Source organism: Aureibacillus halotolerans (genome assembly GCF_004363045.1).
Lineage (GTDB): Bacteria > Bacillota > Bacilli > Bacillales > DSM-28697 > Aureibacillus > Aureibacillus halotolerans.
The window spans coordinates 219,364-243,559 of the sequence record NZ_SNYJ01000003.1 but is presented as its reverse complement, the minus strand read 5'-3'; the positions used below and the strand labels follow the sequence as shown (position 1 = coordinate 243,559).

Below are 24,196 nucleotides of genomic sequence, written 5' to 3'. Positions count from 1 at the left end.
CGAAAACAAGAACCATAACTCATCCTGAATAAAATAAGATCTACGTTACCTGATGGGGCACTAGCGAGACTCTTGAGGCAAAGAAAACACGATGAGGTCCTTTCGAATCGATGTTGCACTTGTACCCTAAACGTGAGTTGTGCTGTGTTGCTTTAGTATACAAGAAAATGAAGCGAATTGTTTCATGCAGAATTAGGTTACCGGTGCCCGAAGATCATCTGCTTGGCAAGATAGGTGCAGCGGTGGATTTTGCTGTTTTTGCAAATTCTATGGCTCTACCTCAAAGTAGGGATTGATGTTAGCAACATTCGTACATTTCGCAACGATGAATGACTTCGTTAAACCTTTAGGGTGAAAGCGAGCGTATGACCGCTAGTATTTAAGTCAACCCAGAGTTGTGGTGATGACCAAAATTTGTAAGGTCTGTCGTATGAGAGAGTTAGGAAGCTCAAGTGAACCTTTATGTCCTTCAGGGTGAAAGCGAGCGTATGGTAGCATGTATAAAAAGCAATCCCAACAATGAATTGCAGGTTTACCTAGCTATATAAAAGCGTGTCTGCCAAACGTAAGCTGCGAAAGTGGAGGTAATTACATAAACGTTCACGCAATAAAAAGGACAACACGCAAAAAAATCCCGTCATCCTATTAAGGTTGACGGGATTTTTATTGCGGTTTAATGACCAGCGCCTGGCTGAAAAATAAAGGTCGTGTAGTACGTAAAACCTACAAAGAAAACCGTCAAATAGGCACCAAAGATGTAGATGTACATTCTCTCGCTTAATTTAAGATAGCTTAGAAAGACGAAGAATGCCGTTTGGGCAAAAAACATAAGCGACATTGGCTTTAAGTCACCAAGAAACGCCATTATCGCTATAATTGCTGTCCAAAATCCTAATACGCGGTACATGCGATCCATATGTATTCCTCCTTGCTCGATCCCTTGAAAAACGTTCATACATTAGTTCAACTCATTATAATATAAAATCAAACGCTTGCAAAGGGAGGACTTGACAAAAGTTTTACGAAACCGGTAAAAAGCCCACTTCTACGAAAAAATTTCAAAAAATGTACGAAAAGATAAAAAAACAGGTTTTAGGGGGTCGGTATTTTGGGTACAAAGTATTGCTACATACTTTTAAGGGAGGTTTATCCATGGAAGAAAATAAAGCTATTACATTTTATACGTACCCGAGTTGCACATCATGCAGAAAGACGAAGGCCTGGTTGAAAAAAAATGATATTGATTTCGGTGAGCGTCATCTATTTCGTGAAACCCCATCATCCTCTGAATTAAAACAGATCCTGTCACTAACGACGGAAGGCATTGATGAAATCCTGGCGACAAGAAGCCAAACTTTCAAACAATTAAAAATTGATGTGAATGAATTGACCTTTACTGAAATGGTTGAGCTCCTTACGAGAGAGCCGAAGCTGCTTAGACGTCCTATTATTACAGATGGAACAAAACTCGTTGTTGGTTATAATCCTTCAGCACTACGAAATATCTCGCAAAAGAAACAGCGCTTGTCCATTGCAAATTAATCGCTGCTGGAGAATGATGTATTTTACATGTCATGCAACACATGAAAAAGCTGACATTCTTTCACGCTATAACGTAAAAAGTGTCAGCTATGTGTATCAAACTGGGCTAGCTGGATTCGAACCAACGAATGACGGAGTCAAAGTCCGTTGCCTTACCACTTGGCTATAGCCCAAAGTTCAAGTGAACATACATAGCATTTACTTTGATGAAAAAAATATACAAAAAAAGCAGGAGTTTTTATATTTGTGCTGAATAGCTAAAACATAGCAGGTGAAAAAGTCACGATTTTTGTCGTGATTAGCGTTGTAACGAAGCGATTATTTTTTTGACCTGCCAAAAAACATTTGGAGGTGTGTGTACATTAATGTGACAGACAAGTTGCAAGATCTTTTGTCATTTGCATTATCCGCTCAGGCGACCGATATTCATTTTTTTCCTGAGCATTCATCTGAACAAGTTGTTGTTCGGTACCGAATGAACGGAACACTAGAAAATAGGGAGACACTCCCGATGCTGCTGTATGAGAAGTTGCTGCAACATTTGAAATTCTCTTCGTCGCTTGATATCGGCGAAAAACGCCTTCCGCAAAGTGGTTCGTATCTATTTAAGCTCAAAAACGAGCATTTTCCTCTCCGAGTTTCTACCCTTCCTGGGCGTCCACTTGAACACCTCGTCATTCGCTTGCTTCCATCACAAACGTTACAGCTGAGTGAATTATCTCTTTTTCCAAATCAAACCGACCAGCTTTTTGCTATGTCCCAAATTCCGCATGGTCTGCTTTTAGTGAGCGGTCCAACAGGTGCGGGGAAGTCAACGACGTTATATGCATTGCTTCAAACCATTGCCAATGCTGGACACAAACATATCGTTACGCTTGAGGACCCTGTTGAAATGTCATTGGAACATATTGTTCAGCTCCAAGTAAATGAGCGATCTGGATTTTCTTATGCAGAAGGCTTGCGATCCATTTTACGCCATGATCCTGATGTGATCGTCATTGGAGAAATCCGTGATGCCCTAACGGCGAAAATGGCAGTAAGGGCAGCATTAACAGGTCATCTCGTACTCAGTACCATTCATGGCAGCAACGCTTTTTCAGTAGGAAGGCGGATGATTGACTATGGTGTGCTCGAAATGGATTTAGACGATTGTTTGCTGGGGGTTGTTTCCCAGCGACTTACGCAGCTTACGGTTTCTCCTGCGAATAAACGAACACGTGCAGCGATCTTTGATGTTGCCCCGAACAAAACCTGGAAAACCGAAGAGCGCCACTACAAAGGCATCAATCAACAGCTTCTTAAAGCGTATGTGTGTGGGTATATTTCCAACTCGGAACGCAGGAGGTGGACCATGCTTGAAATGGAAGCGTAAACGCTGGCCGCTTGCTGATCAAGGAACTTTTCTACAAAAAACAGGAGAGTTGTTAAGCAAAGGCTATCGAATGAAAGACGTACTTTTGCATATGCAGCCATTTTTCGATCACCGCTACGATCAACAACTTCAGCATGCCTCTCTACAGTTTGAACAAGGTGCATCCTTCCTGCATGTGATGCAACATATGCATTTTCACCCCCATGTACAAAGCTTTCTCCAAATGCCTCACTCTCAAAATACATTTCCTAACGTGTTAAAAAATTGTGGTTTAATGATGACGAAGTGGTCAATGTATCAGCGTCAGCTTCTGCAAATTATTCGTTATCCTTTGATTATGGGTTTGTTTTTTATTGCTTTTTTGGTCGTGCTTCAAATGTATATTCTCCCTTTGTTTGAAGGGCTGACGACAGGAGAGAAGAACCCTTACCTCGAGCTCTTGCCGTCTCTAATGTTTCAGGGTATTCAACTCATTGGTTGTTTGATTGCTTTTTCTGCGATTGCTTATTTGGCTTTGAAGCGTTTCGCCACTCCTGTACAACAAATCAACTTGTATTTACGTTTGCCTCTCTTCAAGCGTTGGCTACGCTACTATTTGACATATTATTTTTGCTCCCAATTATCCATCCTGTTTGCAAGTGGATGTTCTGCTAGAGAAGCCTTTACGATTCTCACAACAAAGTCAAATACGCCTTTTTTTCAAGAAGAATGCAAGCGAATTTATGAGCAGCTTACTGCAGGAGAACGGCTAGAGGAGGTCATCGCTCAAAGACCTTATTATGATCCGTCACTAGCAGCTGTCATCGTTATGGGACAGTTAAAAGGTGATCTTCACCAGCAGTTGGATGAATTAAGTGCAAATAGCTTTGAACAGATGGATCGTATGTTGAAATCAGTTGTGGCGCGTACACAACCCATTTTATTTGCCATGCTCGGCTTGTTTGTTTTCCTATTATTTCTGTCTGTCATGCTGCCTGTGTTTCAACTTATGAACAGTATTTAATTTAAAAAATGAGGTGTCCTTACAATGTGTAAACAGAACAGGATGAAACGACTTACCAACGACCGTGGTTTTACGCTTGTTGAAATGCTCATTGTGCTTGTGATTATTTCTGTGCTCATCGTTCTGACTGTAGCAAATTTATCGAAAAACAAAAGTGTCGCAGAAGGAAAAGAATGTGAAGCGTTAAAAACAGTGATAGGGAATCAAATGGAGGTATATGAAATCGATATTGGCGAGCCAGCTGCTGATATTACAGTGTTGATGGATGGAGGGTATATTCAGTCCAATACTTGTAGCAATGGCACGATTTATACGATACAGGATGGGAGTGTTGTAGGGGGAGAGACGAGCAGTGGGTGATCGTGGCTTTACACTTATTGAAGTATTAATCGCACTTACACTTGTGCTTTCTGCGACATACCTTATTGTTTCAAAAGCTCCTGCTCCAAAGGAAAAAGAACTCACAAATTTCGTTGAACAGGTGGCCGCGCACCTTAGGCAAACGCAACATATGTCTAAGCTTTATAAAACAACAGGGCGAGTGTATTTCAGAGATGAATACTACCGAATATCTTGGACGTGCTGTCCACAATTCACCCAACAGCATGACATTCCTGATCATGTTTCAATAGAGACAACGACATTTAGAATTCCACATTTGTTTACAGCAAGTGGTCGGTCAAGAAAAGCTGGCTCGTACGAGATCTCTTCAGGTGATCAAGTATTCCAAATCTCTTTAACGGTTGGAAATGGCAGAGTGACGTACTATGAAATCTGAACGAGGCTCCTTTGTTGTTGAAAGCCTTTGGTCAATGGGGTTGTTGTCCGCTTTTCTAATGCTGTTTGTCCCCGTCTCTGTGAATGTTTTGCAGGATCGACACCAAGTTGACCTCCGCTACGAGCAGTTACAAGTGCTCAAGGAGCTTATCACTCAACATGGGAGTGGATCACTAGTAGGAGACGAAGGTGTTTATATACCGACAGATAGTGATCAAACGTATGAATGGGCGATCGAAAAGAGGAATTCAGTCCCGCGATTTTGTGTACAAGCCATTCAAGTAGAAGGTCTCGAAGCCAGCTGTACGTTGCTCATTCGGGAGGAATGGAAATGAATGTCGTTAGTGTGTGTTACGGACTGCTCATCGTCACAATGAGCCTAAGTATGCTGTCTTGGGTGTTAACTACAATCAATACATCACCTCGTTCAGATCTAGAGCGTCTGGAGTATTACCGGTTCATCAGACAACTCAAGGAGGAGTACCACTCGGCAGCAGAAATAGACGTTGTTGAGGCGACACTGATTTTACAAACCGAAGACGGACGTGTCACCTATGAACCCTATCAAGACAAATATCGCCGCCGAGTCAATGGAAGGGGTCACGACCTTGTGCTACAGCAAGTACATCAAATGTCTTTTTCAAAGGAAAATGGCGGCCTCAAGGTGGTGACGACATTTGAAAGCGGTCATGAAGTTAGCAGCTTCCTGCAGAATCCCTTTTTCTACAGAGAGCAAACACAATGACCACGGGTTTGTCTTTTTATCAGTGTTGCTGCTTACCATCTTTCTAACCGGTGCTATGCTTCATTTTAGTACGGTACATCTCGCTGCCAAAAAGGCATTTATGAGTGAAGAGCGGATGATTTACTTGGATCAATTGCTGCATTATGGGGCGGCCTATACGGTTCATCTCATTCAAAAAGAGCAAACTGAGGAGCAACGTTGGCCAGAGGAGTCTTGGAAGGAGACGATGACCTTTGATGAAGGAACGATCACAAGTACGATTGAACCAGATGCATCTGAGTTGCTACAAGTCACGATTAAAGCGGAGGGTCATCATGAAGAGTGGGCACGTGCGCATTTTTCCTACGACATCGAGCTTGAAAAAGTGATAGAATGGAGGGCATATTAACATAATGAAAGTAGGGAACGTATCGTGGCAGTAATTTTTTTGACTGGATTTATGGGAGCTGGAAAAACAACCGTTGGTCAGCTACTTGCTGAGCAATATGGGTACCGTTTTATTGATACAGATCAAGAAATAGAACGTTTGCATCAATGTTCTGTTAGGACAATTTTTCAAGAAAAAGGGGAAGCTCAATTTAGAGAAATTGAAACAGAGGTTCTTCAAAAGGAGACGACCTCAAAAACGGTGCTGTCCACTGGCGGAGGTATCGTATTATCGAAAGCCAATCGGGAATGGCTTTCAAAAGAAGGCATCTGGGTGTTTTTGCATGTAACTCCTGAGGAAATCTACCAACGGGTGAAAGATGATCCACATCGCCCGTTGCTTGATGGAGATCCGCAAGAGAGAATCCAATCGTTGTTTGAACAACGATTGTCGCTATACAACGAAGCACCGATCGTTATTCCTACATCAGAGTTCACTCCTAAAGAGGTCACTGTAGAAGTCATGAATCGTATAGCCCACCTTATCTAGGGGAAGACTTAAGTGAAGAATGTTCGTTTTCAAATTGAACATTCTGTCATTGGTTTAGGAGGTGAGCACATGAGTGTTAATGATTTCGTCAAATTCCTTACGGCGCAACTTGTTACCGGATTTGAAATGAATCGACAGAATCCTAAGCCGGAGAAGCAGCTGCGTGTTGTTCATCCATGTAGTCATCGCTGGTTCGGTGTTCTGCCGTTTTCACTCTCTATGATGTTCGGTAGGCGTTGATGGCATTGCTTTCGTCATTGCATTGTTTTGTCCGGTGTACATTGCCCGTATGGCAACGCCGCACGCCAGACAACTTTGCGTCTCGAAAGTGACGAATATTTATTTAGCTTAATGTATTCGAAAAGCCTCGCACAGCGAGGCTTTTTGTATGCCAATTGACTCTTCAAGCAGACGCTCGCAAATAAAACATTCCCCCATTAACAATGTGAACTTGAATGGTTGGCATGAATTGATCAATGATCGCTTTTTTTTCGATATGATAGCTCTCGGGAAGCTCTTCTTCATGTGCGTAAAAGCGATCAAGCAACGTCAAGTCTTGGGCCATACGTGCGTTGGCTTCAGTCGCCCAAGCGTCTTCTCCATTTGAAATGGCGTCTCTTAACATGTATTCAATCCGTTCAAAAGCCCTTTGAGGCTTTATAATAGGCGCGATCGTGAAAGTGTAGTCTGGCAGTGTTGGTGTCAGTGACAACGCTCTCAAGTCATCCATAAAATGATCACGGACGGTTCCTGTGAGCAAATGTATGCCAAGTGATAAGAGAGTGTCTTTTCTTCGATCGCAAACAAATGAAATTTTGACATTTAAAACGAGCCAAGGGTGCAGTCCTTCTTTAGTACCTTGGCCATCTGACGTCTGTTCATATAAGCGAATATATTGAGCTTGCTCTCCTAAAAGACGGAGAATTTGATGGAAGCGCGGTGAGCCAGAATGAACCAAATCGCCACGTTCGGGTGAAGAAGCGTCAAGCTTGAGCGTGAGCTCCATCGGTGTCGGTATCCCACCCGTTTTCCGGACATACTGCCAGTAAAAAGGCCGGTTCATCATGGCCATGTCAAGCGCCTCGGTGAGCTGGACGCGCAACATACCTGGAGGAGCTGGTCGCATCTCAGCCCCGGCCCTTAATAAAAATGTTTCCGTAATGCGTTGAACATCAACCTGATTCATGAAAGGCCTCCTTTGACATTTCTTGAAGTACAGATGTAAGATTATCCACTTTGATTTTTCGTTCGCCCTCATTCTCAGAAGTTGAAAAAATATCTTGGATATGAGCATCCACCTCTGCCATGTTGACGCGTTCTAAAATATCGTCTAGTCGGCCGATGACATGCTCGAAAAGGTGGATTTTCTCGTACAGGAGTTCAACGATACGCTCTTCAATTGTGCCAGTGCAAGCCATATTGTAGATGTTCACATCATTTTCCTGTCCCAATCTGTGAAGCCGTCCGATACGCTGTTCAACTCGCATTGGGTTCCAAGGGAGATCATAGTTAATAATATGGCTGCAAAATTGCAAATTGATTCCTTCACCACCAGCCTCCGTGGCGATCATCACGTCGGCATGGTCTCGAAAGAGCTGTTGCATCCAATCCTTCTTGCCGCGTTTAAAGCCTCCACGAAACGGAACTGAGCGAATGCCGTGTTGCTGGAAGAGCCATTGCAAGTAAAGCTGGGTGGCACGGTATTCCGTAAAGATGACTGTTTTCTCTTGAATACCTTGCACAAGCTCAAGAGTCTTATTTGCTTTCGTGTGGCCTGGAAGTTGTTGAATATCATTGAGGAGCGTTTGCAATGTTGATAGGTCGCGATCACTTAATGTATGTTCTTTACTATATTTCGTAATGGTCTGATAGAGCGCCTCTCTGCTCGAACAGAACTCTCTTTGTAAAGTGAGGACCATAAACGGATTTTGCCCGAAGGCTTCAATCGTCGAACGCAACGAGGAGATGCGCTCATAAATGCCTTGTTCTTCCTCCGACATTGTGACAGTTTCGGTGTGAACGATCCGTTTCGGCCACTCCATTTTCGTATCTGCTCTTCGATTTCGAACCATGACACGTCCAATAAGGTCGCGTAATTCATCAGGATTCCCTTTTCCTCTTGCCAACTCAGCACATTTATCGGCATCCCCAAGATGCCCTGGCTTTAATAAAGACACAAGATGGAACACTTCATCGACTTTGTTTTGGATCGGGGTCGCTGTTAATAGCAAACAAAACTTTTTTTTCAAGTGACGCACAAATTCATAGTTTTTCGTTTTATGGTTGCGTAAACGATGGGCTTCATCAATGATGACCATGTCGTAATCCTGCTCATAAACGATGCTTCTATGTGGCTCGCGTTTCGCTGTGTCCATTGATGAAATAACGACGTCACATTGTTCCCATACATAGGTTTTACGCTGGGCGACAGCAGGAATGAAAAACTTTGAATTGAGTTCGCGTTCCCACTGTGAGACTAAAGATGCCGGGGTTAAGATTAATACTTTCTTCACAAGTCCTCGAATCATATACTCTTTCAAAATAAGGCCAGCTTCAATCGTTTTTCCAAGTCCGACTTCATCAGCTAGAATGGCCTTCCCGTTCATTTCTTGAATGACTTTCTCCGCCGTCTCTCTTTGATGCTCATAAATATGAAGATCAGGCAGATGCTGCGGAGCAAGCAATTCGTCAAAATCTTTAATTCTCAAACTGTTTTGGGCTTCAAAGTGAAGTTGGAACAATGTCCAATCTGCCCAAGGGCCGTCTTTTTCGTAGCGTTCCATAAACCCGTCCGCAAACGCCGTATCATAATGAATGTCTGTCATTTTTGCACCTCTTTGAAATACTGGTTGAAGATCACTTTAGTTTAATGATAGGATAAAGATGCTTAGTCATAGTGTAACCAAGATTTCAAAATTTAATGATTGCGGATGACAGCAAGGGGAGAGATCGAATTTATTCGACGCCGAAGGAGCAAACTAACGTGAATCTCTCAGGCAAAAAGACTCTTGTTGGACGCTTCTCTGGAGAGTGCTGCTTTACGCAGCCGCCAACGGGGAAACGGTCGCCTTCTACATAATCTTGTAGTGAAGGTGTACTTAAACTCTCAGGTGACAAGGACAGGGACAGTTCGTGAGGATACTCACGCTGTTTTGCTGTCCTTTTTTTGATTGCCAATAAAAAGGTGAACGAAGAAAAGCAGGTGTACTGACAACAAAGGAGTGAGCTGAAATGAAACAAACCCCACTGCATCAGGTATGTGTAGATGAAGGTGGAAAAATTGTTGATTTTGCTGGATGGGCATTGCCAGTGCAATTTTCAGGAATTAAAGAAGAGCATGCAATCGTCAGACAATCGGCAGGACTGTTTGATGTCTCTCATATGGGAGAGTTTAAAGTGAGTGGTCCTGACAGTGCTGTTTTTTTGAATCGCATGGTCACGGGCCATACCGATTTACAGCCGGTAGGGAAAGCTCTATACACGTTTTTGTGCAAAGAGGATGGCGGACTCATTGATGATTTAATCGTATACCGGTTAAGTGCAGACACTTACTGGCTTGTAGTCAACGCTGCAAATCGAATGAAGGATTGGGATTGGCTCGTATCACACGCGGAAGAATATGATTGTGAATTGACGGACATTTCAGAGAGCACAGCATTGCTTGCATTACAAGGACCTACGGCAATCGATGTCATGGAAAAGGTCCTTAAGGAAGAGGTTCAACTTTCCTCTTTCTCCTTTAGAATGACAACAATTGCAGGTGCAGAAGTGCTTCTCGCTCGAACAGGATACACGGGGGAAGATGGGCTTGAGTTGTATGTTCCTTCTGAGCACGCTGCTACGGTATGGAAGCTGCTGCGGGCGGATGGAGCAAAGCCATGTGGGTTAGGTGCGCGGGACACACTGCGTCTTGAAGCGGCGTTGCCTCTATATGGGCAGGATTTAGATGAAAACACAACGCCACTTGAAGCAAAGCTTGGATTTGCGGTGAAGTTCAAAGATGTGCCATATATCGGTCAGGAAGCACTGGCGGATCAAAAAGCGAACGGAGTCACAAAAAAACGAGTTGGACTCGAAATGCTTGGCAAGGGGATCGCTCGTCATAGCTACGAAATCTTTGCTTCTGAAACGACAGAAGAGCCGATTGGTGTTGTGACGAGCGGGACAAAATCACCAACGCTTGATAAAGCCATTGCGATGGGGTACGTGCCTGCTGAATTAACCCTTGGGTCATCCGTATGGATCAGTATCCGAGGCAAAAGAATAGAAGCGAAACTTGTGAAGCTACCATTTTATAAACGTATTGAGGAGGGTGTCTAATGCAACATCGTTACTTGCCAATGACAGACGCAGACAAAGCAGAAATGCTCGCAGATTTAGGTGTTGAATCTGTTGAGGAGCTATTTTCTAGCATCCCGACGAATTTGCGCTATGACATACTACAAAGCGATCTTAAAACGAGCATGTCAGAAACCGATTTGCTAGCTTATTTTCAAGAAAAAGCGGAGCAAAATCAGCATATGAAAAACATGACATCATTTCTAGGAGCCGGCGTGTATGATCATTTCATACCTATTGTTGTCGACAATGTCATCTCTCGACCAGAATTTTACACTGCCTACACACCTTACCAGCCTGAGATTTCTCAAGGAGAGCTGCAAGCAATTTTTGAGTTTCAAACAATGATTTCGGAGCTAACAGGCATGGATTTAGCAAATTCCTCAATGTATGATGGTGCAACGGCCCTTGCTGAAGCTGCGCAGCTCTCTGCTTATCATACAAAAAAACGCAACGTCATCGTATCAGGAGCCGTGCATCCTGAATCAAGAGAAGTCCTCATGACGTATAGCGGTGGCGATGCATTTGATGTTGTTTTGGCGCCGCACGCAAATGGCGTGACGGATCGTGCCGCCCTAGAACCTCTATTAGACGAGAATACAGCATGTTTAATCGTTCAATCCCCTTCGTTTTATGGACAGATTGAAGATTTAGAAGCATTAGCGGAAAAAGCAAAAGCTGTCGGTGCGCTCTTCATTGTAAGCAGCAATCCACTTTCATTAGGCGTCCTAAAGCCACCGGGTGAAGCAGGAGCCGATATTGTTGTAGGCGATGTACAGCCATTTGGCATTCCGGCACAATATGGGGGTCCTCACTGCGGATTTTTTGCAGCGAAAAAGGCGTTTATGCGAAAAATGCCAGGGCGTCTTGTTGGGGAGACGTTAGATGAAAACGGAGAGCGAGGCTACGTGCTAACGCTGCAAACCCGTGAGCAGCACATCCGTCGCGATAAAGCGACATCAAACATCTGCTCCAATCATGCACTGTTTGCGTTGGCTTCTTCTGTGGCGATGAGTGCGCTCGGAAAGCAAGGTGTCGCAGAAATGGCACAGCAGAACATTCGCCACGCACAGTATGCGAAAAATACCTTTGCTTCAGCAGGTATTCCTATCGTATACGAAGGTCCGTTCTTTAATGAGTTTGTCATTGATACAAAGATTTCTGCGTCAGTCGTGAACAGGCATTTGCTAAAGCAGGGCATCATTGGTGGGTTTGATCTGGCTCGTGCAAACACAGAGGATGCTGGAAAGATGCTCATTTGTGTGACTGAATTAAAAAAACGTGACGATATTGATAAGCTCGTCCGCTACGTGAAGGAGGCCATCACTCATGAAGAAACAGCAATCCCTTCTGTTTGAAATATCTAAGCAAGGAAGAATCGCGTATTCCTTGCCGGAGAGCGATATTCCTGCCCTTGATGAACAACCTATTCCAGAGGCATTTTTGAGAGAATCTGCCCCACGATTGCCTGAGGTATCTGAAGGGCAGCTAATGCGACATTATGTAGGTCTCGCCAATCGTAATTTCGGCGTTGACACAAGCTTTTATCCACTAGGTTCTTGTACGATGAAGTACAACCCAAAAATAAATGAAACGATCGCTCGACTTCCTGGTCTTGCGCATGTTCATCCTTATCAGGCAGAAGCAACCGTTCAAGGAATGCTCTCGATGCTGTATGACATGCAAACCATTTTAGGGGAACTTACCGGTATGCACAGCGTCAGTCTTCAGCCAGCTGCTGGTGCTCATGGAGAATGGGCAGGATTAATGATGATTAAAGCCTATCATGAACAAAAAGGGGATTCTGGGCGCGATACTGTGATTGTTCCAGATTCAGCTCACGGAACAAACCCAGCCTCTGCTAATGTTGCAGGTTACAAGACAGTGACGGTGCGCTCGAATGATCAAGGGCTTGTTGATATTGATCATTTAAAGGAGCTCGTAAATGAGAAGACAGCAGCGTTAATGTTAACAAACCCGAATACACTTGGTCTTTTTGAATCCTCCATTATTGAAATGGCTGATATAGTTCATCAGGCAGGCGGAAAGCTTTATTATGATGGAGCCAACTTGAATGCCATCTTAGGAAAAGTGCGCCCAGGAGACATGGGTTTTGACGTCGTGCATTTGAATCTACACAAAACATTTACCGGTCCACATGGCGGTGGAGGCCCTGGGTCTGGTCCTGTTGGCGTTGTAAAGGAGCTGGCTGACTATCTACCTAAACCCGTGCTGGAAAAGGGAACAGAGGGGTATTATTGGGAGCATGATCGTCCGCTTTCAATCGGGCGAGTTCGTTCGTACTATGGCAATATCGGCATCGTGCTCCGAGCGTATGCCTATATTTTAGCGATGGGCAAAGATGGATTAAATGAAGTGTCCACTCAGGCGGTCATCAATGCCAACTATTTGAAGCTTAAGCTGTCAAAGTGGTTTGATGTGCCATACCCAGAGCATTGCATGCACGAGTTTGTCGTTTCTGGAAAGCCACAGAAAAAGCTAGGTGTGCGCGTGCTGGACATTGCAAAACGGTTGTTGGATTATGGGTATCATCCACCTACAATTTATTTCCCATTAAACGTCGAAGAGTGTATGATGATTGAACCGACAGAAACTGAATCAAAGGAAACGCTAGATGAGTTTGCCGAGGCGTTAGGGAAGATTGTGCAAGAAATTATTGAAACGCCTGAACTTGTTCAAGAAGCGCCACATACAACGGTCATTAAGCGTTTAGATGAAACAAGAGCCGCAAGGAAACCTGTGCTGATCTATGAATGGAATGAGGAAGCTTAAATAAGACTCAAGGAAAAGCGTACCGATCAAGGGATCTGGTACGCTTTTTTTAGTGAAGGGGAACAAAGGTGATCAATTCAGTTAGACAGATGACTGACTATAGGAAAAAAGAAAAGGGAGAGCCACCATGGTCATAGTGGTTCCCCCTAAATCCTTTTGATAATGAGGCGAATGCTAGGCGAATTTACTTCTTAATACGTCCGTTCCATTTCTTGAATCCACCTTTTAATTCATTAATATCCTCACAGCCATGTTTTTTTAGCATGGAAGCAGCACGACCAATTCGAGTGCCATTTTGACAGTAAAGGTACACTGGCTTGTCCTTGCGAATTTCTTTTATCCGCATTTTTAACTGAGAGAGTGGGATGTTGCGGGCACCTAAAATGTGACCCCCCTCATATTCCTGTGGCTCTCGTATATCTATAAGCTGCGCTTTTCGATAGCCTTCACGGAATTCAGTCTGTGACAATGAAGTCAAATAGCGTCGTTGTAACTTGCGAGAAATAAGCGCATACGCAACAATCGCAACCACAAACGCTACGAGAATAATAAGTGCTTCCAAATCCAAAATCCCCCTTAAACGTTCAAAAAAAATTGTCTATCTTAGTATACTGTATCGTGAGATTTTCTGAAAGCTATTCTCCATAAGTATTGTTTCGTATCGTGGAAATGTATTAAATGCACATAATTAATATTATGTAAACTTAAAGTCGTTTCCTTGCCTAGGGAGCTGTTCTATTGTATCCTCAAAGAGGAACGTTCATGTTTTTATTAGGACGTGCATGTTCATTACGTTGTTTTGTTTGGAGGAGCTTGAAATGCCTACACCGAGTATGGAAGATTATATTGAGCAAATATACATATTGATTGATGAAAAAGGCTATGCAAGGGTTTCAGATATTGCAGAAGTCTTAGAGGTGCATCCATCCTCTGTGACGAAAATGGTGCAACGTTTGGATAAGGATGAATACTTGGTGTATGAGAAATACCGAGGGTTGGTTCTCACAAACAAAGGAAAAAAGATTGGAAAGCGTCTTGTGTTTCGGCATGAATTGCTTGAAGAGTTTATGCGCGTCATTGGTCTTGCTGAAAGCAAAATTTATCACGATGTTGAAGGGATCGAACATCATATTAGTTGGGAAGCGATCGACCGCATTGGTGATCTTGTCGAATACTTTGAAGAAGATCAATCAAGAATGGACCAGCTACGTGAGATTCAACGAAAAAATGAAAATTCTTCCTCCGGGAAAGATTCGTAAAAACAGCCATTTGGCTGTTTTTTTATGTCCTATGGCACAATTTCTCGTTCTATTCCCTTCAGTGCTCGCTTAGACATGTCCTAAGAAGCAGTAGGGGGCGATGACAAGTGTATGTCGACGGGGTATTTTCAGGCGGTGGAATGAAGGTGATCGCCATTGTAGGAGCTGTGTTAGAGGCTGAACAAAAGGGTTGTGTGTTTGTACGAACGGCAGGAACGAGTGCTGGTGCGATTGTTGCTGCTTTATTGTCTGCGGGCTATCAAGGGAGAGAGCTTGTAGCAATTCTTGAGGAGTTAAACACTGAAGCCTTATTGGACGTAGAGACAAAGCTGGCAGATGGCGGCTTGTTTAAATGGTTTCAATTGTACATCAAGATGGGGTTCTACAAAGGGGATTCGTTAGAAAAATGGCTAGAGGAAAAGCTGGCAGCTAAAGGCATACGCACATTTGAAGATTTGCCAGCTGATACGCTACGTGTGATCGTTTCGGATGTATCGATCGGACGCATGCTCGTGCTTCCAGATGAACTGCACCATTATGGCCTTGATGGGCAAAAATTTTCGGTTGCGAAAGCGGTTCGAATGAGCTGTAGTTTGCCTTTTTATTTTCAGCCAGTGCCATTATACAATGCAGCGGGTAAAAAAAGCCTCATTGTTGACGGCGGCGTACTAAGCAATTTCCCCATATGGCTGTTTAAGTCAAAAGGACAAAAAGCAAAACGGCCAGTGCTTGGCTTCCGATTGACTGGCGAGCGTCCGATATATGCGAAGCGAAAAGTAACAAACGGTTTGCAGTTGTTTCGTGCCCTGTTTGCGACGATGCAAAATGCACATGACAACCGGTACATTAGTGAGCATCATGTCAAAGACATTATTTTCTTGCCTGTGACGAAAGTGGATACAACGGATTTTCAGCTGTCGACGAAGGAAAAAGAGCAACTGCTGCTTTTAGGAAGAGAAAAAGCGAAGGCATTTTTTAGAACATGGGGTTATTAAGGGCTGAGGAAAAGGGGATGAATTGCTTTTTGTGCATTAACGATGCGTAAAAATCCTCGGGCGAGAGAAATGTGAAAAACCATTTCCCTGCCCGATGATGTTCTGACCTGCGCTTCTGAGCGTACGGCACTCCGCTTTTCATTGTCCAGCTTCGGCTCGCACAGAAATCCCCAAACGAGAGAAATGTGGAGAACCATTTCACTGTTTGGGGATGTTCTGCCCTACGTTTCAAAACGTACTCGCCTGCGCTTTTCGTTGTCCAGCTCCGGCTCGCTGAAGCTGCGAGATAGAAATCCCGGTACAAGAGAAATGTGGAGAACCATTTCTTTGTCCCGTGATGTTCTACTCTGCGCTTCAAAACGCGCTCACCTCCGCTTTTCTTGTCCAGCTGCGCGCCGTAGAAGCTGCGGCGCAGAAATCCTCGGGCGAGAGAAATGTGAAAAACCATTTCCCTGCCCGATGATGTTCTGACCTGCGCTTCTGAGCGTACGGCACTCCGCTTTTCTTCTCACCTTGCATTTTTCTTAGGTGGTGGGTCGGACTTTTTGCCTTGGATGACGCGTAGGTGAGTGGGGCGGTTTTTTCTTTTTTTGGTGCTTGAATTGGTTTGTGATTTATTCAATAAACGTTGTGGGTCCTGCTTTTTTGGTGGGGCTTTTTTGTATTTTTGATTAGATTGTTTAACGGCTTTTTTGTAATTGGCGTCTGTTTTGCTGTTGGCTCCAGGACCAGTGCTGTACTGGAACATAAAGCGCCGAAATACCCAAATTAACACGGCAGCGATGACAACGGTAATTAAGGCGGTGAGAAAGAAATGCAATGGATCGTTAATGAGTTGAGAGCTTAACCCGATGATCGCAAGTCCGACAATGACAGCAATAGCGATATTCATAACGCGATGTTTGGTCAATATCGACACCTCCATCCAATAGCTTTATCTACTTCTTCTTTTCCCGCTTTCGCTTCAATATATTCAGCTTACTTCAATCGATTGCGCATCGACTTGTTTTATTTCTTTTTCTTGTTGAAGTAAATCGTTAAAAGACGCGATGGCTACCTCGAGCTGATCATGGGTAGGCTCTTTTGTGGTGAGTAGCTGTAGCCATAGGCCTGGGTATCCTAAATAACGCAAAACCGGTACGTCTCGAAGTTTGTTGGTGAGCTGTAGTACTTCAAAGGACACACCAAGGACTACCGGGATAAGAGCAATGCGATTGACGATTCGGAGCCATAATGGGTCAGTTGGGAAATTTAGATAAATAAAGACACCGACAACGACCGTGAATAAGATAAAACTACTGCCACAGCGATAATGCAAACGTGATGCTTTGGCAACGGATTCAGGCGTTAAGGGCATATCCTGTTCAAATGCGTTAATGACCTTATGTTCGGCTCCGTGGTATTGAAAAACGCGCTTTATCATTGGTGTAAACGACAGTAAATAGATATACAACAGAAGCAGAATGAGCTTAAATCCGCCTTCAAGAAGATTTTGCACGACCTGACCAGGGAACCAGTTGTTCAATGAGAATGCTAAGAACATAGGAACCATAGTGAAAATAAGCTTCCCAACAAAAAAAGACAGGACACCGATAACGGCGACGCTAAAAATCATCTGTGTTTTTGACTGCTCTTTTTGTGGTTTGGATTTGTCCTCATGGTCATCATCGTATTCTTCACCAGCAAATTGCATATGCTTTGAACCCGTGGCACTGGCTTCAATCATTGCTACGAGCCCGCGTAGAAATAAGATTTTCTTCAATCGCTTAAGCCATTTATTGCTCTTTTTTTCAGCACGATAATACGAGAGTGTACCATCTTTTTTTCTTACAGCTGTTACAGCGTGCGTGCGACTACCAAACATGACGCCTTCAATGACAGCTTGCCCTCCGTAAATGGGTTTGTTCGTTTGCGCCATGAGAGCTTGCCTCCTTCTTACATTCAGTTATTATCCAGTTTATCATGTTTTCGTTGCTTTATTGAAAAAAACGTCTGCCAGCTGGGCATACTTTGTAAAGAAACCAGCCCGTTTTAGAGAAGTCAGGAAAAAGATGTGAGTGTTTCACAGTTTTTATGCAATAAGGAGGAGGAAAATGATGAGCGATTCTCAAGAGTATCCAGGACAATCTTTAGGTCCTTACTACATGCGTGTTCTTAGCATCGGATGGTATGGAGGCTTAATGTTTACACTGTTTGGCTGGATTGCCTCTCAGTTTTCATTTACATCTAATGGTCCACAATCATTTTTAGCGGAGATTACATCCCAAGGTTGGGGAGCAACATGGTTGGGCGTTGTTGTATCTTTCCTGGTTTTAAGCATGGTTTCGATTGTGATTGCTTTTTGTTATCATGTGCTCCTTAAGAAAAGAAAAGGCATCGTTTCTGGAGCATGTTACGGACTTGTTATTTGGCTACTCCTGTATGCTGTCCTCGGTCCAATTCTTCCAGGTGTTCCAGTACTTACGACCATGTCTTTGGATGATTTTGTGACGACCGCTTGTTTATTTCTTGTGTATGGGGTGTTTATCGGCTACTCGATTTCCTATGAGTATTCGGAGTATAAAAAATTACTTCGGTTAAAGGAGACCAAAGCTTCATCAAACTACTCAAAATCCTAGTCGTATGATAAAATGTGGTGCACACGCATTTTTACTAAAGATTGTTAGATAAAGGTAGGGAAAGCGATGGAGAATACAATTCTGCTGCTAAACGGACCTAATTTAAACTTGCTTGGGAAACGTGAGCCTACAATTTATGGCAGTCAAACGCTTACTGAAATAGAGGGTCAGTTCGTTGAAATTGGGTCTTCACATGGGCTTCAGGTCGTTTGTGCTCAATCAAATTCCGAGGGGGCGCTTATTGACGCGCTGCACGCTCACTTTTCATGTAAAGGAATTGTGTTGAATGCCGGGGCGCTCACGCATTATAGCATTGCGATTCGTGACGCCATCGCGTCTATAGAAGCACCAGTCATTGAAGTACATATGTCAAATATTCACGCAAGAGAAAGTTTTCGTCATACCTCAGTCATTGCTCCGGTTTGTCGTGGGCAAATTAGTGGCTTTGGAAGTAAAAGTTATGAGTTGGCGTTGCTGGCATTCCTGAACGAATAAAAGAAGGGAGATTACATACATTTATGCGTCTAAAAAAACTGCAAGCAGCCTTAAAGGAACAACAGCTTGATGGGATTATTATCTCTAATGCATCGAACCGGAGATACATCACACGATTTACGGGAACCGCAGGACTGGCATTAGTCACAGCGTCAGATGCGATTTTTATGACTGATTTTCGATACATTGAGCAGGCAAACGCCGAAACAGATGGTTTTGAGATTGTTAAATATGACCAATCGCTTTGGAAAGAAACAGCCACACAAGCCAAGCGATTAGGAATTAAACGTCTAGGGTTTGAGAAAACGAGCGTTAGCTATAGTGAGTATGAATCATTTGCTCAGGCACTTGCTGGTGTTGAATTCGTTCCAACACGTGGACTTATTGAGCAACTCCGACAAGTAAAGGATGACGACGAAGTAAAGATCATTCAAGAAGCGGCGCGTATTGCGGATGCGGCTTTCGATCATGTGTTGAATCTTCTTAAGCCAGGCGTTTCCGAATGGTCCATTGCGAATGAATTGGAGATGTTTATGCGCAACCAAGGCGCTGCTTCATCATCCTTCGATACAATCGTTGCCTCAGGAAAGCGATCTGCACTGCCTCATGGTGTGGCCTCTACAAAACGAATTGAGAGCGGCGATTTTGTGACGCTTGATTTCGGTGCGTACTATCAAGGCTATTGTTCTGATATTACGAGAACAGTCGCGGTTGGCGAACCATCGGATGTGCTGAAAAAAATCTACAACATCGTTTTAGACGCGCAAAAGCAAGCGGTTGCTTCGATAGCTCCGGGAAAATCGGGTATTGAAATCGACGCCGTTGCACGTGACTTGATTTCGAAAGAAGGGTACGGCCCTAATTTTGGTCACTCAACAGGACATGGCATTGGCTTAGAAGTTCATGAAGGTCCCTCATTATCCATAAAAGGAGAAGAGGCGTTAGCTCCTGGTATGATTGTTACGGTAGAGCCAGGTATTTACGTCGCTGGCATTGGTGGCGTACGTATTGAGGATGATGTTCTAGTCACTGAATCAGGGCATCAAGTACTCACTCACAGCACTAAAGAACTTATTATCTTATAACAACGAATAAAGGGGCGTTACGAATGATTTCTGTAAACGATTTTAAAACGGGTGTTACCATTGAAGTGGATAACGCTATTTGGCAAGTCCTTGAATTTCAACATGTAAAGCCAGGAAAAGGAGCTGCATTTGTTCGAACAAAGCTTCGCAATATACGAACAGGCGGTATCTCGGAAAAGACGTTCCGTGGCGGCGAAAAAGTAGGGCGAGCACACATCGAACGTGCAAAAATGCAATATTTGTATGCGACTGGCGATATGCATGCGTTTATGGATACGTCCACTTACGAGCAAATTGAACTTCCAGCAACTCAAATTGAATATGAGCTAAAGTATTTGAAGGAAAACATGGAAGTTTCGGTGATTACGTATGAAGGGGAAACGCTCGGTGTCGAACTTCCAAATACCGTCGATCTCACTGTTACAGAAACCGAGCCAGGTATTAAAGGCGATACGGCCTCTGGAGGAACAAAACCAGCGATTATGGAAACGGGCATCAGTGTCCAAGTACCTTTTTTCATTAATCAAGGCGACGTCCTCATCGTGAACACAACAGACGGAAAATATGTGTCAAGAGCTTAGCAAAACATATAGAAGCCACCCAACGTCGTCAAGAGACGTTGGGTGGCTTTTTTGGTGCAGAAAAAAAAGAATTTTAGCTTCAACACATATAGATGTAAAGATAAATACTCCCCTGCTAATAAATCTCCTTCAAGAAAACCAAGACGAGAGAAGCATCTTCAAAAATCACCCCCTGCTTTAAGAGCACCTTGAGTCGATGTGACCCATTTGCCTTCGGGTGAAAGTAAACGTATGGCTAATCGTATTTCAGTTCGCACAGGAACAAAAGTGAATTCCACAAATGACCTTTCTCCATCCTCTTCATTGGACAAGAGAGTCATATGAAACAAACTTTTGAATACGATACAGTATACGCCAGATGACAGAAAGGTGAGGCACATGAACCATGTATTGTCGTTGCTCCCACACCATATTCAAGAAAGCCTCTCGTTGCAAGACCAGCCTAAGGATGAACTTGAAGAAATCCGTTTACGTGTGGATAAACCGGTTGAGTTTATCTATCGTTCGACTTCATTGCTTGTGCCGTCATTGTTTTTCGATAAGAAGGATGCACATACATTTTTACAACGATTAACAGAGTTCTCGATGTATGCGCATGAAAATGACATTAAACAAGGGTACATTACCTTTTCAGGTGGGCATCGAGTCGGTTTATGCGGAACGGCCGTTATTGAAAACGATACGGTTCAAGTGCTACGTGATATTTCAAGCTTTAATATCCGTATCGCTCATGAAAGGGTTGGCGCGGCAAATCCAATCGCGGCACTGCTTTTCGACCGGTTGTGGCAAAGCACGCTTGTGTTGGGCGCTCCGAAAGCTGGAAAAACGACGATGATTCGTGATATCGCCCGTCTAATGAGCGAAGGCTTGTATGAAAAGTGGCCGAGCATTACCGTAGGCATCGTTGACGAGCGCTCTGAAATCGCCGCAAGTGCCTCTGGTGTTCCTCAACATACGTTTGGACCGAAAGTCGACGTTCTTGATAGTTGCCCAAAAGCATTAGGCATGATGATGATGATTCGATCAATGAGCCCCGACATGCTCGTCGTTGATGAAATTGGTCGAGAAGAAGATGCACGAGCCATTTTGGAAGCCTTGCATTCTGGCGTAAAGGTCGTCGCTTCTGCTCACGCTGCGAATTATGAAGACTTTATCCGTCGACCAGGAATGAAGGAGCTTATGGACTATCGGCCCTTTGAACGAATTGTAGAGCTTGGTTCGTCACCTACGGGTTCCATTCTTGCCGTAAAGAATAGCGCAGGGGAAGCACTTGCTCTAAAAGCGCTCATACAATCCAAATGATGGTGATCATTGGAGCTGTCTGCATTATTGGCACAACAACACTGTTAGGATTTATGCAAGCTGCGAAGCTAAGAGGCAGGCCAGAGCTCCTTATGCAACTAAGGTACACGCTTCAAGCTCTTGAAGCTGAAATCTTATATAGTCAAATGACGTTAATTGAGGCAAGCAAGCAGATTGCCGCTCAACATCAGAACAAAGCGGGTCTTCTATTTGCCTTGTTTTCTGAAGAACTACAAGAACAGCATGTTGCCCAAGAAGCGTGGACGAAAAGTGTAAACACGTTGCTAAGGCAATCTTCACTAAAGTCAACCGATGGAGCTGTTTTGCATCAGTTTGGCACAACGCTCGGTGCATATGACACACGACAACAGCAAAAACAAATTAGGCTCGCCATGACACATCTGGCGAGAGAAGAAGAGAGTGCTCGTGAGCAACAGCGCACCTATGAAACAATGAGCAAAAGTCTGGGCTTTTTAAGCGGCTGCTTGCTTGTGCTACTGCTGTTGTAAATTGCCGTAAAAGAGGGTGCAATCGATTGGGCTACGATGTGAATACGATATTTCAAATCGCAGGCATAGGCGTCATTATCGCTATGATTCATACCTTACTAAAACAAATGGGCAAAGAGGATTGGGCTCATTGGGTCACTTTAATCGCATTTATCGTTGTTTTGTATCTCGTCGCTACAATGATCGCGGATTTATTTGACAAGATAAAACAAGTGTTTTTGTTTTAGAGAAAGGTAAAGGGGGCAATTGGCGACATTGGACATTGTGCAGCTTGTTGGGCTTGGCATCGTCGTCGCGCTTTTAGTGCTTGTCATAAAAGAAAAAAGCCCTTTGTTCGCTCTTATGCTTGGTATTTTTGCAAGTGTTTATATTTTTTTTAGTTTGATCAGCCAAATGCAAGCCGTTTTGCTCATGTTAGAGAAGCTCGCTTTAAATGCGCATGTAAAACCGATTTATTTAAGCACTATTTTAAAAATCGTTGGCATCGCTTATATCGCAGAATTTGGTGCGCAAATTGTAAGGGACGCTGGACAAGCAGCCCTGGCTTCTAAAATTGAGCTAGGAGGAAAAGTAATGATCCTTTTAATGGCCGTCCCAATACTGACCGTAATCATAGAAACCGTTTTGGCGATGTTGCCGACATGAGAAGTAGATGGAGAATACAACCGCTAATTCTTCCATTTTTAACAGTGTTCGTCGTCATTCTAAGTCTTACTTGGCCAACCACCTATACGAAGGCAGAAATGAATGCTGGAATGTCACCAGCGGAAGTGACGGATGCAATGATGGACAAGCAGTTAAATCATATTGATCTTGAAGGTATTCAAACCTTCTGGGAAGACTTGAGTAACCAATATGATAGTTTTCTCCCTGAGAGCCATCGGACGTCTCTTGTCGACATTATCCGCAATAATGAAGGAATTCAATTCAGAGACATTTTGCCAGGAGTACTACGATTCCTATTTCAAGAGCTACTGGCAAGCGGGAAGCTGATGGGTGCCCTCGTGATTCTCACGGTCTTAAGCATGCTCTTACAATCGCTGCAAAATGCCTTCGAGCAAAAGACGGTATCTCAAATCGCTTACGCCATCATTTATATGGTTCTTATCTTGCTGGCATTAAACTCGTTCCATATTGCAATGTCGTATGCAACGGAAGCCATTTCGTCGATGGTCCATTTTATGGTGGCGCTCGTCCCCCTATTGCTAGCAATGATGGCCTCGGTTGGTGCTCTTTCAAGTGCTGCACTCTTTCATCCGGTTATCATTTTTTTAGTCAATGTGAGTGGGATATTCATCCAACATGTCGTGTTGCCATTGCTTTATATCTCTCTGCTTTTAGGTATCATTTCATCAATGACAGAGCATTACAAAGTCAGCCAGTTGTCCCAGCTGTTGCGAAACATTGCCATTGGGGCTCTTGGTGTCTTTCTAGCAGTGTTTTTAGGCGTCATTTCCGTCCAAGGTGCGACAACCGCAGTAGCGGATGGCATGCTTCTTAAAACCGCAAAATTCATTACTGGAAATTTTGTTCCGGTCGTTGGGCGAATGTTTACAGACGCAACGGACCTCGTCATCGGCGCATCTGTATTATTAAAAAACACGATTGGCTTGGTAGGTCTAGCGATTATTATTATGATTGCAGCATTTCCCGCTGCAAAAATTTTTATTTTAGCGATGGTGTACAAGCTGACAGCGGCCTTAATGCAGCCTTTAGGCGGCGGACCTGTCATCGAGTGTTTGAACATTATTTCCAAATGCATGCTATTTGTTTTTGCTTCGTTGGCAATTGTTTCGTTAATGTTCTTTTTGGCATTAACCATCATGATCACCGTCAGTAATGTCCCTATCATGGTGAGGTGAGAAT

The 24,196-nt window shown here is 43.6% G+C and carries 30 protein-coding genes, 1 tRNA gene and 2 riboswitches; of the genes, 24 read left to right on the top strand and 7 right to left on the bottom strand.

Going from position 1 to position 24,196, the window contains the following annotated elements:
* Positions 1-673: 673 nt before the first annotated feature.
* A complete protein-coding gene (locus tag EV213_RS05725; RefSeq protein WP_133579537.1) occupies positions 674-916 on the bottom strand; it encodes a DUF2626 domain-containing protein in 243 nt (80 codons plus the stop codon).
* A 236-nt stretch (positions 917-1,152) separates the two neighbouring features.
* On the opposite strand from EV213_RS05725, the gene EV213_RS05720 reads away from it, so the two are divergent.
* Positions 1,153-1,542, top strand: coding sequence for a Spx/MgsR family RNA polymerase-binding regulatory protein (locus tag EV213_RS05720; RefSeq protein WP_133579536.1), 390 nt, complete (start codon positions 1,153-1,155; stop codon positions 1,540-1,542).
* Between the two features lie 101 nt (positions 1,543-1,643).
* On the opposite strand, the gene EV213_RS05715 is transcribed toward EV213_RS05720, so the two are convergent.
* Positions 1,644-1,715: transfer RNA gene (locus EV213_RS05715), tRNA-Gln, on the bottom strand.
* Between the two features lie 182 nt (positions 1,716-1,897).
* Here EV213_RS05715 and EV213_RS05710 point away from each other — a divergent pair.
* From EV213_RS05710 to EV213_RS05675, 9 genes are all read left to right on the top strand, one after another.
* Positions 1,898-2,914: an ATPase, T2SS/T4P/T4SS family gene (locus EV213_RS05710; protein ID WP_208112714.1), complete on the top strand. Its 1,017-nt coding sequence runs from the start codon at positions 1,898-1,900 to the stop codon at positions 2,912-2,914.
* Positions 2,898-3,917 carry a type II secretion system F family protein gene (locus EV213_RS05705; protein WP_166639177.1) on the top strand — a complete coding sequence of 340 codons (1,020 nt, stop codon included), beginning with the start codon at positions 2,898-2,900 and terminating at the stop codon, positions 3,915-3,917. Before EV213_RS05710 ends, EV213_RS05705 begins: the two co-directional genes overlap by 17 nt.
* 24 nt (positions 3,918-3,941) lie before the next feature.
* Positions 3,942-4,277: a competence type IV pilus major pilin ComGC gene (gene comGC / locus EV213_RS05700; protein ID WP_133579533.1), complete on the top strand. Its 336-nt coding sequence runs from the start codon at positions 3,942-3,944 to the stop codon at positions 4,275-4,277.
* The gene (locus EV213_RS05695; protein WP_133579532.1) at positions 4,270-4,695 is read left to right on the top strand and encodes a type II secretion system protein; all 426 of its coding nucleotides are present in this window, start codon (positions 4,270-4,272) and stop codon (positions 4,693-4,695) included. Before comGC ends, EV213_RS05695 begins: the two co-directional genes overlap by 8 nt.
* Complete coding sequence (locus tag EV213_RS20660; RefSeq protein WP_166639176.1) at positions 4,685-5,029, top strand: hypothetical protein; 345 nt, start codon at positions 4,685-4,687, stop codon at positions 5,027-5,029. The genes EV213_RS05695 and EV213_RS20660 overlap by 11 nt, the downstream gene beginning before the upstream one ends.
* Entirely contained in the window at positions 5,026-5,439 is a 414-nt protein-coding gene (locus EV213_RS05690; RefSeq protein ID WP_166639175.1) for a ComGF family competence protein, read from the top strand. The genes EV213_RS20660 and EV213_RS05690 overlap by 4 nt, the downstream gene beginning before the upstream one ends.
* On the top strand, positions 5,372-5,827 hold the full coding sequence (gene comGG, locus EV213_RS05685) for a competence type IV pilus minor pilin ComGG (protein ID WP_133579530.1): 456 nt from the start codon (positions 5,372-5,374) through the stop codon (positions 5,825-5,827). The genes EV213_RS05690 and comGG overlap by 68 nt, the downstream gene beginning before the upstream one ends.
* Before the next feature lie 24 nt (positions 5,828-5,851).
* Positions 5,852-6,355: a shikimate kinase gene (locus EV213_RS05680; protein WP_133579529.1), complete on the top strand. Its 504-nt coding sequence runs from the start codon at positions 5,852-5,854 to the stop codon at positions 6,353-6,355.
* 69 nt (positions 6,356-6,424) lie between these two features.
* Positions 6,425-6,595, top strand: a complete 171-nt coding sequence (locus EV213_RS05675) for a YqzE family protein (RefSeq protein WP_133579528.1) — start codon at positions 6,425-6,427, stop codon at positions 6,593-6,595.
* Positions 6,596-6,758: 163 nt separating this feature from the next.
* On the opposite strand, the gene EV213_RS05670 is transcribed toward EV213_RS05675, so the two are convergent.
* Positions 6,759-7,541 carry a YqhG family protein gene (locus EV213_RS05670; protein ID WP_166639174.1) on the bottom strand — a complete coding sequence of 261 codons (783 nt, stop codon included), beginning with the start codon at positions 7,539-7,541 and terminating at the stop codon, positions 6,759-6,761.
* On the bottom strand, positions 7,528-9,180 hold the full coding sequence (locus EV213_RS05665) for a DEAD/DEAH box helicase (protein WP_133579526.1): 1,653 nt from the start codon (positions 9,178-9,180) through the stop codon (positions 7,528-7,530). Before EV213_RS05665 ends, EV213_RS05670 begins: the two co-directional genes overlap by 14 nt.
* A 105-nt stretch (positions 9,181-9,285) precedes the next feature.
* Positions 9,286-9,373: riboswitch (glycine riboswitch) on the top strand.
* Between the two features lie 2 nt (positions 9,374-9,375).
* A riboswitch (glycine riboswitch) is annotated at positions 9,376-9,481 on the top strand.
* Between the two features lie 105 nt (positions 9,482-9,586).
* Between EV213_RS05665 and gcvT the strand changes: the two genes are divergently transcribed.
* The 3 genes from gcvT to gcvPB are packed head-to-tail and all read left to right on the top strand — an operon-like array spanning position 9,587 to position 13,486.
* On the top strand, positions 9,587-10,675 hold the full coding sequence (gene gcvT, locus EV213_RS05660) for a glycine cleavage system aminomethyltransferase GcvT (protein ID WP_133579525.1): 1,089 nt from the start codon (positions 9,587-9,589) through the stop codon (positions 10,673-10,675).
* On the top strand, positions 10,675-12,051 hold the full coding sequence (gcvPA, locus tag EV213_RS05655; RefSeq protein WP_133579524.1) for an aminomethyl-transferring glycine dehydrogenase subunit GcvPA: 1,377 nt from the start codon (positions 10,675-10,677) through the stop codon (positions 12,049-12,051). Before gcvT ends, gcvPA begins: the two co-directional genes overlap by 1 nt.
* On the top strand, positions 12,023-13,486 hold the full coding sequence (gene gcvPB, locus EV213_RS05650; RefSeq protein WP_133579523.1) for an aminomethyl-transferring glycine dehydrogenase subunit GcvPB: 1,464 nt from the start codon (positions 12,023-12,025) through the stop codon (positions 13,484-13,486). Before gcvPA ends, gcvPB begins: the two co-directional genes overlap by 29 nt.
* Positions 13,487-13,670: 184 nt before the next feature.
* Here the strand turns inward: gcvPB and EV213_RS05645 are convergent, their stop codons facing one another.
* The gene (locus EV213_RS05645) at positions 13,671-14,057 is read right to left on the bottom strand and encodes a rhodanese-like domain-containing protein (RefSeq protein WP_133579522.1); all 387 of its coding nucleotides are present in this window, start codon (positions 14,055-14,057) and stop codon (positions 13,671-13,673) included.
* A gap of 247 nt (positions 14,058-14,304) precedes the next feature.
* On the opposite strand from EV213_RS05645, the gene mntR reads away from it, so the two are divergent.
* Together mntR and EV213_RS05635 are read left to right on the top strand one after the other, a co-directional pair.
* Entirely contained in the window at positions 14,305-14,745 is a 441-nt protein-coding gene (mntR, locus tag EV213_RS05640) for a transcriptional regulator MntR (protein WP_133579521.1), read from the top strand.
* Between the two features lie 107 nt (positions 14,746-14,852).
* Entirely contained in the window at positions 14,853-15,740 is an 888-nt protein-coding gene (locus tag EV213_RS05635) for a patatin-like phospholipase family protein (RefSeq protein ID WP_133579520.1), read from the top strand.
* 508 nt (positions 15,741-16,248) lie between these two features.
* Here the strand turns inward: EV213_RS05635 and EV213_RS05630 are convergent.
* Both EV213_RS05630 and EV213_RS05625 read right to left on the bottom strand, forming a co-directional pair.
* Positions 16,249-16,650, bottom strand: a complete 402-nt coding sequence (locus EV213_RS05630) for an SA1362 family protein (RefSeq protein WP_133579519.1) — start codon at positions 16,648-16,650, stop codon at positions 16,249-16,251.
* Between the two features lie 63 nt (positions 16,651-16,713).
* Positions 16,714-17,658, bottom strand: a complete 945-nt coding sequence (locus tag EV213_RS05625; protein WP_133579518.1) for a DUF1385 domain-containing protein — start codon at positions 17,656-17,658, stop codon at positions 16,714-16,716.
* Between the two features lie 175 nt (positions 17,659-17,833).
* On the opposite strand from EV213_RS05625, the gene EV213_RS05620 reads away from it, so the two are divergent.
* The 9 genes from EV213_RS05620 (at position 17,834) to spoIIIAE (ending at position 24,192) form a co-directional block, all read left to right on the top strand.
* Positions 17,834-18,358, top strand: a complete 525-nt coding sequence (locus EV213_RS05620) for a YqhR family membrane protein (RefSeq protein ID WP_133579517.1) — start codon at positions 17,834-17,836, stop codon at positions 18,356-18,358.
* Positions 18,359-18,424: 66 nt separating this feature from the next.
* Positions 18,425-18,853: a type II 3-dehydroquinate dehydratase gene (gene aroQ, locus EV213_RS05615; RefSeq protein WP_133579516.1), complete on the top strand. Its 429-nt coding sequence runs from the start codon at positions 18,425-18,427 to the stop codon at positions 18,851-18,853.
* Positions 18,854-18,876: 23 nt separating this feature from the next.
* Entirely contained in the window at positions 18,877-19,938 is a 1,062-nt protein-coding gene (locus EV213_RS05610; RefSeq protein ID WP_133579515.1) for a M24 family metallopeptidase, read from the top strand.
* 23 nt (positions 19,939-19,961) lie between these two features.
* Positions 19,962-20,519 (top strand): elongation factor P, encoded by a 558-nt coding sequence (efp, locus tag EV213_RS05605; RefSeq protein ID WP_133579514.1) that lies wholly within the window; start codon positions 19,962-19,964, stop codon positions 20,517-20,519.
* Between the two features lie 378 nt (positions 20,520-20,897).
* Entirely contained in the window at positions 20,898-21,821 is a 924-nt protein-coding gene (gene spoIIIAA / locus EV213_RS05600; protein ID WP_133579513.1) for a stage III sporulation protein AA, read from the top strand.
* Entirely contained in the window at positions 21,818-22,330 is a 513-nt protein-coding gene (gene spoIIIAB / locus EV213_RS05595) for a stage III sporulation protein SpoIIIAB (RefSeq protein ID WP_133579512.1), read from the top strand. The genes spoIIIAA and spoIIIAB overlap by 4 nt, the downstream gene beginning before the upstream one ends.
* 26 nt (positions 22,331-22,356) lie before the next feature.
* Complete coding sequence (gene spoIIIAC, locus EV213_RS05590) at positions 22,357-22,557, top strand: stage III sporulation protein AC (RefSeq protein WP_133579511.1); 201 nt, start codon at positions 22,357-22,359, stop codon at positions 22,555-22,557.
* A 28-nt stretch (positions 22,558-22,585) separates the two neighbouring features.
* Positions 22,586-22,975: a stage III sporulation protein AD gene (spoIIIAD, locus tag EV213_RS05585; RefSeq protein WP_133579607.1), complete on the top strand. Its 390-nt coding sequence runs from the start codon at positions 22,586-22,588 to the stop codon at positions 22,973-22,975.
* Positions 22,972-24,192: a stage III sporulation protein AE gene (gene spoIIIAE / locus EV213_RS05580; protein WP_133579510.1), complete on the top strand. Its 1,221-nt coding sequence runs from the start codon at positions 22,972-22,974 to the stop codon at positions 24,190-24,192. The genes spoIIIAD and spoIIIAE overlap by 4 nt, the downstream gene beginning before the upstream one ends.
* Positions 24,193-24,196: the final 4 nt, after the last annotated feature.